Genomic DNA, 14,533 nt, shown 5'->3' on the forward strand with positions numbered 1-14,533 from the left:
ATTTGTTTAATTAAACAGGAGTATTACTTTGGATCAGCGATCAAAGTTACTTAGAAAGAGAATAGTGGATGTGTTATATAATGCTGGACGTGGTCACATCGGTCCGTCCATGTCTCTCGTTGAAACTTTACGAGTCTTGTATGATACTATTTTGGAGTATGATCCTGAACATCCCGAAAGTATTGATAGGGACAGATTTATTTTAAGCAAAGGACATGGCTGCCTAGCGCTCTATGTTATGCTTGAAGAAAAAGGTTTTATTACAGAGAAAGAGCTTTTCAGCTTTTGTAGTTACGATGGACTTATAGGTGGGCATCCTACTGCAAAAATTCCCGGTGTTGAATTTGCAACAGGTAGTCTCGGGCATGGATTGCCGTTTGCCGTGGGGATTGCTGCTGCGCTTAAAATTAACGGTTCCAAGAGCCGTGTCTTTACAGTTATGGGCGATGGTGAGTGCGGTGAGGGCTCAGTTTGGGAGGCCGCTATGAGCGGATGCAAACAAAAATTAAGTAACCTTACAGCAATTGTGGATTATAATAAACTGCAGTCCTATGGCGGTACTGAAATGGTTTCCGGCCTAGAGCCTTTTGCTGATAAATGGAAAAGTTTCGGCTTTGCTGTGAAAGAAGTTGATGGACACGATACTGCTGCCTTGGAAAAAGTCTTTTCCTCTTTACCTTTTGACGTAGAAAAACCTTCAGTTGTAATCAGCCATACTGTTAAAGGGAAAGGGCTTCCATTTGCAGAGGGTAACCCTTCTTGGCATCATAAAACAAAGATGTCTGCTGAAGAGTATGAAAAAATGATTAAATGTATCGAGGAATATAATGCGTAAAGCTTGCCTAGAGCAGGTCTACGAACTTGCAAAGAAAGATGAAAGAGTCGTTTTTATCGGATCAGACCTCGGCGCTGGGACGTTGATTAATTTTCAGAAAGAAATGCCGGATCGTTTTTTTATGGAAGCCATTGCAGAGGCGCATGTTGTAGGTATGGCAAGCGGACTCGCTCACGAAGGTAAGATTGTTTATGTTAATACTATTCAGAGCTTTCTCACCCGCCGCTGCTATGAGCAAATTGTCCTTGATGCTTGTCTGCATAATCTGAATGTCCGTTTCATCGGTAATGGCGGTGGAATGGTCTACGCTCCCTTGGGACCAACGCATTGGGCTACAGAGGATTTATCTATTTTGCGTTGTATTCCTAATATGACAGTCCTTTGCCCTGCTGACGCTGAAGAAATGGTGAGACTCATGCCAGAAACTCTTAACCATCAGGGACCTCTTTTTATAAGGCTTGCTAAAGGATATGATCCTATTGTGACCGAAGAGAAAAGTTTCGAAATCGGTAAGGCATACAGTTATAGCGAAGGAAATGACGCTCTTATTTTGGGATGTGGAATAACTCTCGGCGCAATGAGAGAAGCAGGCGATTTACTCGAAAGAGAAGGGCTTAAGGCTTCAATTTTACATATTCCGACTGTAAAACCTCTTGATTCAGATGCAATAATTTTAAGAGCGCGTAAATCTTCGTGTGTTGTCTGCATAGAAGAAAATACTGTTCTCGGAGGTCTTGGCGGTGCCGTTGCGGAGATTTTGGCAGAAGCATGTCTTGATAAGCCTCTTAAATTCAAACGTATAGGTCTTCCTGATTCTTTTTCGTCTCATTATGGAGCTCAGCTTGAGCATCTTGCAGCAGCGGGTATTACGTCGGTGAATATTGCAGCTGTAGTAAAAGAATTGATAAACAGGTAAACCCTTGATGAGGCCTTCTCGGAGATATACATATGACAATGCATACTGATCGGAAAATCAGGCTCTCGCCGCATATGGCTCACAATCTTAAAAAAGATCCTAAACGTCTTGCTTTTATTTATGCCCGTTACGCTTTTGCCGCCCAGATGACTGAATCCTGCCGCAGTATTCTTGAATTTGGATGTAGTGAAGGAATAGGGGCCTCCATGTTGCATGGAGGAAGGAAGAAATATTTGGGACTTGATCTTGATACACCCGCCGTTGAAGCCGCTAATAAGAATTTTTCTACTCCTGATGTCCGTTTTAAAGTCGGAAATTTTTTAGAACTCACTGAAGGTTTTTTTGATGGCGTTGTCAGCTTAGATGTCGTTGAGCATATTTTGGCAGGCGAAGATGAAGAAAATTTTTTTAAGGCCATAGTCAATAATCTCAGTGATAATGGGGTTTGCGTTCTCGGAACTCCGAATATTACCAGTACTCCATACGCATCGCCTGAAAGTCTTAAAGGGCATGTTAACATGTTTGACGCTCAAAGATTAAAGTCCACGATGGAAAAGCATTTTCGTACAGTGTTCATTTTTTCAATGAATGATGAAATCGTTCATACCGGTTACTATCCTATGTCGCATTATCTGTTCGCTGTAGGTTGCTCAAAATTGGATCAGGAGGCTTGATGTCCGGTCAGAAAAATATAAATCCTGCAGCTATCTGGGCTGAAATGATTCATGAATTCGGTGACGATCATGGGCCGCTCACTCCTAAGCTGTCTAATGCGTTCAACGAAAATCCTTATTCACTTATGTGGCATGTTTCATGGTTTAAGTTTGCCGGAAAAATGATTGGACGCAAAGATCGCACTCTTGTTTTTGATCCTCTTGAGGGGCTGGGGGGATGGACTGTTGCCTGTGAAACAGGAAATGTCGTCGCTGTTCTTCCTTCCGGTGATTCTTACGAAGCCGTCAGATCAGCATGGCCAGACGAAAAAATTATATTTGAAAAGAATAGTGAAATATTGATGTCAGCTGAGAATGAATTTGGCGGAATTGTTTCGTTTGATATAGACAGCACGCGGAGCAAGGAAGATTGGAATGTTTTCTTTGCTGACGCTGCTTCAGTGCTAGTAGCTGGAGGTGTTGTTGTCGCTGGAGGCGTTGGTAGCACTCTTTCAACTGCTTTGAAAGAAACCGCTGCCACTAATTTCAAACATGTTTTTATGTTTGGAAATGGACAACATCATCCTTGTATCAGTCCTGTTGATGCTGTGATTGTTGTGGCCTGTTAGAGGTCAAAATTTACCTCAAAAAACAAAGTAGGCAGAAACGAATATGGGCAATTTGCTGAACCTTATTACACCGTTACATAAAAGTACAACTCGTGAATACCTTCCACGTATGATGGATGAAAAAGTTGAATGCATGCTTAAAGCAAAAGTGTATGAATTTGACTATTGGGACGGTGACCGTCGTTATGGGTATGGGGGGTATAGTTATAAAGCCGGGTATTGGGCCCCTATAGCTCAGGGATTGATTGATCACTATAGCCTCAAAAAAGGATCAAAAATTTTAGATGTTGGTTGCGGGAAAGCATATCTCCTTTATGAATTGTATCTTTTGGGTATGGACGTACTGGGGTTTGATATTTCCCGACACGGATTAGGCGATGCAAAAGAAGAGATCAGAGATAAGCTTTTTGTCCATCGCGCTGAATATCCGTTCCCTTTTGCAGATAATGAATTTGATCTTGTTATTTCTGTTAACACTCTGCACAACCTGCAAATTTTTGATTTAAAGAACTCTCTTCAGGAAATGGAACGAGTTGGTAAAAGATCTTATATGTGCACTGAAAGTTACAGGAATGAATTAGAACAGTTTAATCTACAATGCTGGGCACTTACTTGTGAGTCCTTTTTTGATAAGGACGAATGGGTGTGGGTGTTTAATGAATTCGGTTTCACCGGGGATTACGAATTTATTTACTTTGAGTAATTTTTATAATTAGCAGAGGTTTTTAATGCAGCTCTATACAGGCCTTAAGATTTTTCATTATCAAGATAAACTGGATTCTCTCTCACAAGATTCTTCCGAAATAAAAGCCCCTATCCATATTCGTATTAAGCCTACAAATCTTTGCAATCATAATTGTTCTTATTGTGTCTACCGAAATAAGAATATGCAACTTGGTAAGGATATGGTAATAAAAGATAAAATCCCTGCAAAAAAAATGGATGAAATTGTAGAGGATTGCATTGAGATGGGGGTCAAAGCTGTGACTTTTAGCGGAGGCGGGGAACCTTTTTGCTATCCATATCTTGCGAAGACCGCGCAGAGTTTAGTTGATGGAGGTATACGTATTGCCTCTTTAACCAATGGTGGACTGCTTAAAGGTGATGCTGCTGAAGTTTTTGCAAAGCATGGAACATGGGTTCGAATTTCTATGGATGGCTGGGATGGTCCGAGTTATGCCAAATTTAGAAGTGTTCCTAGAGAGGAATTCTCAAATGTCATTAAAAATATAGAGAACTTTAAAAAAATGGGTGGAGAGTGCTTTCTTGGAGTCAGTTATATTGTAAACAGAGAAAACGCTGAACATGTTTTTGAGATGGGCAAAAAACTCAAAGAAATAGGCGTAGACAGTGTGAAATTTTCCGCTTGCGTTGTGAGTAATGAAGGCGATGCAAACAATGCTTATCATGCTCCTATTTTTGAGAAGGTCAAAGAAGAAACCCAGCAAGCAGTTGAAGACTTGGCTGATGACAGTTTTGAGGTTTTTGACTCCTACCACCACCTTGATGAAGAATTTGAGACCAAATATGATTGGTGTCCATACCAGCAGATTCTTCCGGTTATAGGAGCTGATCTGCGCGTGTATTCCTGTCAGGATAAAGCATACAACCTTGATTGTGGGGTGCTAGGTGAACTAACGGACCAGCGCTTCAAGGATTTCTGGTTTAATGGGAACGATAAGTTTTTTAAAATTAAGCCTTCACGTGACTGTAATCACCATTGCGTTTCCAATAGCAAAAATATGTTAATTCATGAGTATTTGGATGCTGACCCGAATCATCTGGCTTTTGTTTAAATTAATAAAGCTAAACTGGCATTCCGATTGAAAAGATAGCACTTTTATAGAATATTATGAGGCCAGTTGGAAAACTTTCATATATGTACTGGAATTGATATGAATGGATTAGGATTGTTTAATTTATAATACTGTGTTTGTCACCCGTGATTCTTTTTTTGATAGTGGCGAATTGGCGTTGGTGTTTAAATCGTTCGTCCTTACAGATGATTACGAATTTATTTACTTTAAGTGACTATAACAGTTTTTTGTTAAAAGGAGACATAATGAAATTTCAGGAAAGATCTGTACGTTCAATCCCGTCTAATACAAATATAGCTATCTATGGGGCAGGTGAATTTGGAAGAACAGTAAAAGAGCACCTTGAACAGCGAGGCCAGGGTAATCATGTTACATGTTTTTTTGATTCATTTGGTGAGGGTGAATTTTGTGGCTTGCCTGTAGTTAATATTCATAGAATCGGAAAAGAAACCTTTGATTTTGATGTTGTCGTAGTTGCTTCAGATTTTTCTAAAGAAATAGTTGAAAATTTATACTCTCAGAAGATCACTAATTATATAATTATTAATAAAGTTGAGTTTTTTAATCGCGACTTGAGTATAAGCGAATTCAATGGGATGCAACATAGACGGATGCAGAGTAGAAATTATTTACCTAATAGAGTTTTAATTCAGCTGTCGTCGGTTTGCAATTTAAAGTGCAAAATGTGCCCTCATGGGGAATGGACAATTGACAAACCTTTTATGGACAAAGATGTTTTTTTAAGAGTGCTTGAAGAATGTAAAAAAAATGATGTCAGCAATATTACTTTGGGTAGTTCTAGAGGAGAATCCTTATTACATAAAAATTTTTTTGAATTTTCTCGCATTGCCTCTGAAAAAGATTTTAATATGTATTTTTCAACAAATGCAGTTCTGCTTAACTCTGGTAATATTGATGAACTGCTTGAATCTGGATTTTCAGCTATAGATATATCATTTTGCGGTTCCGATAAGAAAAGTTATGAGAGTGTTTACGTTGGAGCCTCTTTTGAACACGCTGTTGAGTGTTTGCTTGCACTAAAGGAAAAAACTCTTAAAATGAGAAATCCTCCACTTGTAAGCGTGCGTGGAACTGTTATTGATAATGATAACAATGCCAGAGATAGAAATATTTTATTTTTAAAAGAGCTAGGGTATTCTGATTCAGAAATAAGTATAAGTTTAGCGGATAATTTTGCAGGTGGAAGCAATTTAGGAATATATTACCCGCTGATTGAGATCAATACATTATTGCCAATTGATGATCATGCCTTGACTCTTTGCACAGGACTTGATGCGTGGGTTGTTTACACAGATGGGCTTGTGGGGCCATGCGGGTGCAGAAATTATCGCAAATTAAACATTTTGGGTAACATTCGTACTGGCGAGTTCGCAGATATGGCAAAAAGTGAAATTAACACATCCTTAATCGAATCCTTTGTGTCTGGAAATGTAAGACATTTAGATCTTTGTAGAAAGTGTGATCTCCCATATCGTCGAGCATAATTATCAATTACTGTTTAGATTTTGTGATGAACATGAAAGCTAAATTGTTATTGAAGGAGGGGAAAGTATGAAATATAGAAAGCAGCCTATTGAGGCAATCCCAACCCAGGCTAGAATCGCAATATATGGAGCTGGTCGTCTCGGGGCTATGCTCAAAGGTTATTTAGAAAAGTCGCAACGAGGAAATAGTATTCCTTTCTTTATAGATTCTTTTAAGAATGGGGAGTTTGAAGGTATAAATGTTGTAAATGTGAATGATGTTGGACTGTTAAAAGATAAGTATGACTTGATAGTGATTGCATCACAATTTTCTAATGAGATTATAGAAACTCTTTGTAAATTGGATATAAAAAAATTTATAGCTCTTGATGATCATTATTTTTTAAATTTTGTTTTATCTAATGAAGAATTTAATTCATTTCAGCGAAAATTGTTGGTTGATAATAATTATCTCCCTTCGATTATGTTGTTGCAAATATCTGCATTATGCAACCTAAAATGCACAATGTGTGCACATGAGAAGTGGAGAAGTTCTTCTGGGTTTATGGAAGATCGTATTTTTTTTAAAACGTTGGAGCAATGTAAAATAAATGGGGTTCATGAACTTCATTTTTATGGGCCACGCGGTGAACCTTTACTACACCCAAAGGCTTTAGATTATATAAAGGTTGCATCAAATGAAGGGTTCAGAGTTACACTTATTACAAATGGAACTCTTCTTACTGAGGATAAAATAAATTCTTTGTTGGATAGTGGTGTTTCAGAAATAGGGCTGTCATTTAGTGGTCACAATAAAGAAAGTTATGAATCGGTTTATGTTGGAGCAAAATTTGAGGAGACGATAGCCAGTATACGCTCTTTGAAAAGTAAGATTTCTAAAATGAAAACACCTCCACTTTTTTCTGTGAAAGGAGTTCTTACTTCTGATTCTCTAGATGACTTGAATTTGAGTCGTAAGTTTTTGAGAAATCTATCCCTTTCTCCAGATGAATTTGTTGTTGAAATCGCTAAAAACTGGAGAGGGGCAGTTGAGTTAGGCGTTTTTCACCCGAGAAGAAATTTTTATACATTGATGCCTATAGACGACAGCCAAGTAAGGTTTTGCGAGTTTGTCAGACGTTGGGTCGTCTATGTTGACGGAGATGTAGCTCCGTGTGGATGTTTAAACTATGACAAAACACTGAAGCTTGGAAATATAGAAGAAGATTCACTGGCAGATTTAGCAACAAGTAAGATTCACATTGATATTATTGATTCACTTTGTTCAGGTAATATTGATGCTAATACGCTTTGTCAGAAGTGCGATTTTCCTTATAGAGTACCATATGGCTATATGAGACCATGAAAAACGTTACAAAATGGTGTTCAATTATATGCAGTTTTATATATGTTAGTTTTTTATCTTTTAAGGTGATATGAGTATTACTAGGTTTGTTGGTATTGTTTTTAGTATAAGTGATCGATTTAAGAGGTGGTTATGGGGTTTGTAACAAAAATTAACTTTCTTGAAGAATATACTGATAATTCGTTTGTGATAGCTCTTGGTAAAGTTAAAATCCCATCAAACGTCCCACGCAGTAAAAAAATGTATTTCCCATCAGTTTCTGAAAAAGTATTAGAAGTTATACAAGAAATAGATCCTATTTTGCTAAAAGAAGGCGTAATTATAATAATAGGGAAAGAGTGCTATTCTTCGAGAAAAATAATAATAGATAGAATTCAAAGGCATCTTGCTTTTTTGTATGCTAAGTTCATTGATCACCCAACAAGAAGTGAAACAATTCCAGATTTATTAGGAGTGCGAAAGGGAAAAAATAATGTAATGATTTTGAGGGAAATATGTAAGGCAGCTAATTTACCTATTTATGTTCGCGCCCCTCTTTGTGATAAAATTGAAGCTTTGCGAATTGGCCTTCCTGTAATTATCCTTGGCCCTGGGCCGTCTTTAAAAAGTATTTTACCGCACTTAATTGAGCTGAAGCAACGGGCTTTGATTGTTTGTGTTACACGCGTGTTACCTATTTTGCGCGAGTATGGAATTTCTCCTGATTTTGCTCTGCTACTGGATTCATCATATAGAATGGCTCACTTTACTCCGCAAGCTGAAAAATGGGAAAATACTTATCTGATTTCATTAAGTGTTGCGAATATATCACAGATTGTGAATAATTTTAGGGGTGTTTTTTTATTTGACAGTTTTGACCTAAATTATATCCCTAACACGTATCGTCTTCGTGAATCATGGCTAAGTTGTGTGCTTGCGGCTTTAGGGCTTGCTGAGGCTTTGCATGCCCCAGATGTGTATCTCGCTGGAATGGACAGTTGTTGGTATGATTCAGAATTAAGCCTTAATGATGAATTTCCTGCTAATTCTGGAAGTAACCCTGTTTATGCAAAAAATACTGCGCATGATATTTCACTTGACGATGTTCCTTTTTATCCTCCTGATGAGCCGATTAAAGTCTGTGCTCACATAAGCTTACCATTTCACGTCCCAGATGTAACAGGGAGAATTGCAAGTACTTTTTTTACATACTTTGCTATTGCTCATGAGGCAGAAATTTTTGCGCGTGAGATATCAAAGACCGTTGGAACTAATTTTCATCTACTTAACGATCAGGGCATACTTAATTCAGAGGTTTTCAACATAAACGGGGAAAGACATCTTATTAACAACTATTCTTTGCTAGATAGAAATAAAGTTTATCAAATTTTAGATAATGCTTTGTTAACACGTGAAAAATTTGATTATGATGCGTTTATAGCTAATACTAAGGATTTGATCAGAATTGTTGAGGCAGAAGCGTGTAGAATTGGTTATTGCCTTGCAACCGAGGATGATGAAGGGGTGAAGAACAGTTTTTTGTATGATTCGTTGATGAATGCTGTGAAAAATATGAAATTCCCCGCTGTGTTTTCAAAACTAAATACTGAAAATTATCCTGAGTTAACTAGTGTTTCCAATAATATGCCTTTACGCTCAGCTGTTGAGTCTGGGCATAAATGGGCCAAATTATTACATAAGGCTGTGGCACAAGCCAACCTATTTAAGAATCTTGAGCTTGGTAAACCAATACAAGTTTTTTCTCTTCCAGATGAAGTTGATTTAGTCCGTCGTGCTGCAGAAACTCAATACTGTAGATATTTTCCAAATTCAATTATTAAAGTCGTAACGTGTTATGTGCCTTCAGCTATAGAAGGTTCTAACCCAAACTATCCTTTATCAGCATATATAGATAAAACTGGTAGTATTGGTCATACTTCTAGCTGTTTGCACGTCTTTTTACCGGGCCGTTTGTGCCATATGGTTGAGAATAGTTGTGCGCTTGTGAGCAAAAAATTGTACCAAGAGTTTTCTTATGTGTTAGATTTATTGCCAGCTGATAGGTGGATATTGCTCGAGTAAAATTTCTAACAATTTGGTGATCATTTTAGTGAAAGATAAGGAAGTGTTGTTTTGAAGCTTTATAATATGAATTTTTATTATGATGAAAAGGATAGATTGCCAGCTGATAATCTTGAACGCTTGGTTAAATTATTGTTGGAGTTCTCGAAAAGTGGGATAAAAATAGCTGTTTATGGAATGGGCAAAGCTGGGCAAAAAATTTTATCACGACTTTCGAAGGAGAGCGAAGTCAGCGTTAGCGCTTGTTTTGATGCACAGTTTGAAAATTTAAACATTTCTACTACTGTTTATTCACCTGACTACATAAGCGATTTCCATGAAATTGATCTGATTATCAACACGGCTCCCCCTCAATATTTATTTGATATAAATAAATATATTATGAGTAAAAATGAGAAATTAGCTATTTTAAATTTGTATGATCTTTCAGCATATTTATCCGATAACAGGAATTGGGATTATTCTTATAGAATTTTAGTTAAGGATAATGACCTAAAAGGGCCACTTGCTGAATATCATAAACTTATTGCAAGCATAATTAATAAGCGGGTTAAAACCGTTTTAGCAAAGATAGAAAGTCAAAGAGTAGTGTCTCCTTCAGAAATTTTAGAAGAACTTGAGCGCGAGCAGTGCTGTCTTGGGGAATATTTAAATAAAGAATTTGAAAAAATTGTGCATTTAGGTGAAAATCGTATCGAAGGTTTTTTAACCCTTGCAGAACGTTTCCCGTTTTTCACAATCGCTAGAGATGCCGCAGCTACCTTGCTTATAAAAGAAGGAAAATTTCAGGATGCAGTTAAAGTCTTTAAGCCTTCTTTAGATATGTACCCCTGCTGCCGTTTTTCTTTGCAAAAAATGGCTGAACTACAAGCCCTCTGTGGAAATTTTGAAGAGTCAAAAAGAAATATATGCGAAGGCCTATTCTTTTTCCCTAATTCATTGGAGCTTAATGAACTTTCTAAAGACCTTGAACTAGGAAATTTAAGGAGAATAAGAAAAAAATGGAATGCTAGAGAGGTAAGGCCCGTTCTGAAAAAACGAAAGGTAAGTTTGAGATGTGCTGTTCCTGTATGGGGAGAAAAATTTATTAAAATTTTTATGGAACTTTGCTTAGGTTCTTTGCTTTCTTCTGGAAACATTCCTTACACTTCTAAAAGGTACGATATTTGCTTCGAGATATATTCGTATGAAAATGAATTTGATATAATACGCAGTTATCCTCAGTGGGAAATTTTAAACTCGGTTGTTCCCGTTGAACTAATAGATATTGATTCGATTACGCAAGATTTTCAGGATAGGTTTAATTTTACGAATAAATATTCTCATATGTCTATTTGTCATAATTATGCTCTTGAACGGTCAGCTAAGGATGGAAGTGCTTTATTTATTTTACTTGCTGATTTTATTTTCTCTAATAATTTTGTCAAAAAAGCGTTGCTAAAGTTAGAGATGGGATATGATGTAGTTTTTTCTACTGGTCTCCGTGCTTCCCTTCAGAAGATACATAAAAATGTTAATCCTGAATTCATGAAAAATAATATTTTTGAAGTTCCAGATGAAGATTTTTTAGAGCTTGGGATTTCATCCATGCATCCATTTAGTTCTAAAGCTAAAAGCAAAAATCATACGCCTATTTTCCCTAATTATTTTGTCTATGAAGATGAATTTGGAAATATTTTATATTCTATTTATGGTAATAATCCAGTCTTTATTTTCCCTCGTAATTTAAATTTACAAATGGATACGACTTTTGATGCTGATTTACCATACAGGGCAACAGATGGGGGATTAGGTCAGTATGCGTTTTCAGATGATATTGATGGTATGTTTCTCTTTGAAATTGTTGACGAAAATTCAGAAATTGATAGGTATGTTAAGAGAAATAGAAAATTAGATGAATGTGCCTACTGGATATATGGAAGAGTTGACCCATTACTCAGATACTTTGGAACAAGGGTGATGCAGTATAAAAAGAGTAAATCCACTAAATTTAGAGATGAGGTTTACAGTGAATTCATTCGTGAATCCATAAGTCTCGTTCTATAGATGATTAGTTATAACGACTTAAGAGTGTTACATATTCTTATTTAATTCTTTACAAATTGGATTTACTCCACTTAGGGTTTTATGAAAATCAAAAATTTTAATTTTGAGTATATGGCTGACAATCGTCTACCTGATCAATATCTTGAAGAAATTGTTGAGTACTTATCTGACATCCAGAAAGAAAGGTTTAAAATAGGCATTTACGGAATGGGGGAGGCTGGTGTTAAAATATTCACCAGACTCAAATGTTTTAACTCTGTTTTGGAAATCTTATGTTTTGATGCTGGTTCCGTCTTTGCCACTAAAGATATTAAGATTTTTAAGCCTGATCAAATTTCTGACTTTATTGAGTTAGGTATAATAATCAATACAGTTCCCCCGCAATTTACTTTTGATGTCTTGAAAGTAATATATTTGCAAAATCCTGAGCTAAATGTGTTGAATTTATATGATGTCCTTTTATATGTAAAAGATGATAGAAATTGGGATTTTTCTTATAAAATGTTGGCTAAGAGTGTGGGATTTAAGGGGGAGGTTGCTCTCTATTACACCAAAGTTGCCAATGTCATTAATCGAAGGGTTAAAGAAAGTTTAAAGAGACTTGAAAGTGCGCGGAAATTTTCAAATGTTGAAGTTATAAATCTTCTTATGGGTCAAGAAAAATGTTTAGGAGAATATCTTGAAGCTGAGTTGGTGAAAGCGATTGATGCAACGAATGGGAAAGTGGAAAAATTAATTGAGCTAGCTGAAAGATTTCCTTTTTTTACTATTGCAAGAGATATTGCCGCCTGTTTACTTATTCATGAGAATCTGTTTAAGGATGCTGTAAATGTATTTAAACCTGCCTTGTTACTTTATCCTTGTTGTCATCAATCCTTAGCAAAGTATGCTGAATTGCAGGCTATATCTGGTGATTATGAAGGAGCACAAGAGTCTGTCTCTCGAGCGTGCTATTTTTCACCTGAGTCTAAGTCTTTGCTAGCCTCAGCGAAAGAAATTGAAGGGAAAAACAGAACACTCTTGATAAATAAGTGGAAGCGTAGGAAAGTTCGCCCTGACCTTAAAAAAAGAAAGGTCAGTCTTAAGTGTTCAACTCCTGTATGGGGAGAAATATATATTAAGAATTTCATGGAAGTAGGATTGCGGTCTCTCTTTGCTTCGGGGAATATTCCATATGCAGCAAATGAGCATCAGGTAAGTTTTACAATTTACACTCGGGAGCAAGATTTTGAATGTGTTAAGAGCTACAAGGAATGGGACATTTTAAGTAGTTTGGTTTCTGCAGAGCTTGTTTCGATTGAGTCGGTAATAAAAAAAAGGGAATGCACAAATAAATCATTTTGCAAGTATTCAATGCTGAGCATTTGTCAAAATGATGCTCTTGAAGAAGCTTATCTAAGTGGAAGTGTCGCTTTTATTCCGCTTGCTGATTTTATTTTTTCTGCTGATTATATTAAATCTGCATTACATAAATTAGATTTAGGATATGATGTTATATTTGGTACCGGATTTAAAGTCTCTCAAGAGTCTTTTGTAGAAAAGATAGTTCATGAGTTTTCTGATGGTAGAGTTATTGAGGCACCGAGTATAGATTTATTTGCAGTTGGAATAAAATATATACATCCGTTCAGTGTTCACTCTATGGATGCTAATTATACTCCATTATGGCCAAACTATTACACGTATAAGAATAATGATGAACAGTATATTCATAATATGTTTGGAAGCAACCCATTATTTATTTACCAAAACGAAAAATTAGAAATTGATTCTACACTTGATGCCGATCTTCCCTATAAAGCTGTAGATGGTGGATTGAGAAGATATCTTTTCGCTGATGAAATAGATGGAATGATGCTTTTTGAAATTGTGTCTGAGAATTCGGAATTAGGTAATTATTGCAAGAAAAAAAGATCTTCAGAATGTTCTTCCTACTGGATACAAGGGACAATAGATCCTGTTTCAAGATTCATGGGAACCCGCCTAATTGTGTTTAAAAGTTCTAACGCTGATGTTGAACGCGGTGAAAAGTATTTTAAAGCTGTCGAAGAAACTATTGATTTAGTATTATAGTATAGTGAATAGGTCTCATAACTGGTCAACATAAGTATTTTTTTTACAAAACTGATCAATTTGAAAATAGGAAAGATTAAATATGTGTTGTGTCTCGCTTTCCACTGTTTTAATAGTATACACTAGAATGGTAATCATCCCATTTTTAATGGCTCTTAAAAGTAGAGGCTATGCGGCCATTCTTAGTTTTTGCATCGGGGTAATGCCACCAATGCCCATATTGGACCGTTCGTTGTTGTATGTCCAGAGCCATTTTGTTGCGTGCTCCTGGACCTCATTGATGCTCTCGAACAAATATTGTGCGAGCCAATCATACCGCACAGTTCGGTTGAATCGCTCGACATAAGCATTTTGCTGAGGGTTGCCAGGCTGAATGTAATCCAAACATATCGCGTGCTTTTCAGCCCAGGCTTGCAGCTTATGGCTGATATACTCCGGCCCGTTGTCGCAACGTATCGCTATGGGCTTGCCTCGCCATTCAATGATCTGATCCAACGCACGAATAATTCGTTCAGATGGCAAGGAAAAGTCTACATCAATTGTGAGTCCCTCACGGTAAAAGTCATCAATCACATTGAAAAGACGAAAATTACGACCATATTGAAGCTGATCGTGCATAAAATCCATGGACCAAGACTGGTTGATTGCAGTCG

12 protein-coding genes are annotated in these 14,533 nt (G+C 36.8%); 11 read left to right on the plus strand and 1 reads right to left on the minus strand.

The features are described from left to right. Positions 1-28 precede the first annotated feature (28 nt). The 11 genes from B9N78_RS13930 to B9N78_RS13980 all read left to right on the plus strand — a co-directional run bounded on the left by B9N78_RS13930 (position 29) and on the right by B9N78_RS13980 (position 13,880). Complete coding sequence (locus tag B9N78_RS13930; protein WP_085103296.1) at positions 29-835, plus strand: transketolase; 807 nt, start codon at positions 29-31, stop codon at positions 833-835. Continuing rightward, positions 828-1,751 (plus strand): transketolase family protein, encoded by a 924-nt coding sequence (locus tag B9N78_RS13935; protein WP_085103298.1) that lies wholly within the window; start codon positions 828-830, stop codon positions 1,749-1,751. The genes B9N78_RS13930 and B9N78_RS13935 overlap by 8 nt, the downstream gene beginning before the upstream one ends. A gap of 32 nt (positions 1,752-1,783) precedes the next feature. Then, positions 1,784-2,425, plus strand: coding sequence for a class I SAM-dependent methyltransferase (locus B9N78_RS13940; RefSeq protein ID WP_245805558.1), 642 nt, complete (start codon positions 1,784-1,786; stop codon positions 2,423-2,425). Beyond that, the gene (locus B9N78_RS13945; RefSeq protein ID WP_085103300.1) at positions 2,425-3,033 is read left to right on the plus strand and encodes a hypothetical protein; all 609 of its coding nucleotides are present in this window, start codon (positions 2,425-2,427) and stop codon (positions 3,031-3,033) included. The genes B9N78_RS13940 and B9N78_RS13945 overlap by 1 nt, the downstream gene beginning before the upstream one ends. Positions 3,034-3,076: 43 nt before the next feature. Beyond that, positions 3,077-3,736, plus strand: coding sequence for a class I SAM-dependent methyltransferase (locus B9N78_RS13950; protein WP_085103302.1), 660 nt, complete (start codon positions 3,077-3,079; stop codon positions 3,734-3,736). A 25-nt stretch (positions 3,737-3,761) separates the two neighbouring features. Beyond that, positions 3,762-4,829: a radical SAM protein gene (locus B9N78_RS13955; RefSeq protein WP_085103304.1), complete on the plus strand. Its 1,068-nt coding sequence runs from the start codon at positions 3,762-3,764 to the stop codon at positions 4,827-4,829. A gap of 266 nt (positions 4,830-5,095) precedes the next feature. Then, entirely contained in the window at positions 5,096-6,355 is a 1,260-nt protein-coding gene (locus tag B9N78_RS13960; RefSeq protein ID WP_170921433.1) for a radical SAM protein, read from the plus strand. A 67-nt stretch (positions 6,356-6,422) separates the two neighbouring features. Further along, a complete protein-coding gene (locus B9N78_RS13965) occupies positions 6,423-7,700 on the plus strand; it encodes a radical SAM protein (RefSeq protein WP_085103308.1) in 1,278 nt (425 codons plus the stop codon). A gap of 132 nt (positions 7,701-7,832) precedes the next feature. Continuing rightward, complete coding sequence (locus B9N78_RS13970; protein WP_085103310.1) at positions 7,833-9,761, plus strand: 6-hydroxymethylpterin diphosphokinase MptE-like protein; 1,929 nt, start codon at positions 7,833-7,835, stop codon at positions 9,759-9,761. Positions 9,762-9,812: 51 nt separating this feature from the next. Further along, a complete protein-coding gene (locus B9N78_RS13975) occupies positions 9,813-11,807 on the plus strand; it encodes a hypothetical protein (RefSeq protein WP_085103312.1) in 1,995 nt (664 codons plus the stop codon). An 81-nt stretch (positions 11,808-11,888) separates the two neighbouring features. After that, positions 11,889-13,880 carry a hypothetical protein gene (locus B9N78_RS13980; RefSeq protein WP_085103314.1) on the plus strand — a complete coding sequence of 664 codons (1,992 nt, stop codon included), beginning with the start codon at positions 11,889-11,891 and terminating at the stop codon, positions 13,878-13,880. A 168-nt stretch (positions 13,881-14,048) separates the two neighbouring features. Here the strand turns inward: B9N78_RS13980 and B9N78_RS13985 are convergent. Beyond that, a partial coding sequence (locus tag B9N78_RS13985; protein ID WP_137982549.1) for a DDE-type integrase/transposase/recombinase occupies positions 14,049-14,533 on the minus strand: 485 nt, incomplete at its 5' end.

This window comes from Desulfovibrio gilichinskyi (assembly GCF_900177375.1).
In the GTDB taxonomy this organism is placed as follows: domain Bacteria; phylum Desulfobacterota; class Desulfovibrionia; order Desulfovibrionales; family Desulfovibrionaceae; genus Maridesulfovibrio; species Maridesulfovibrio gilichinskyi.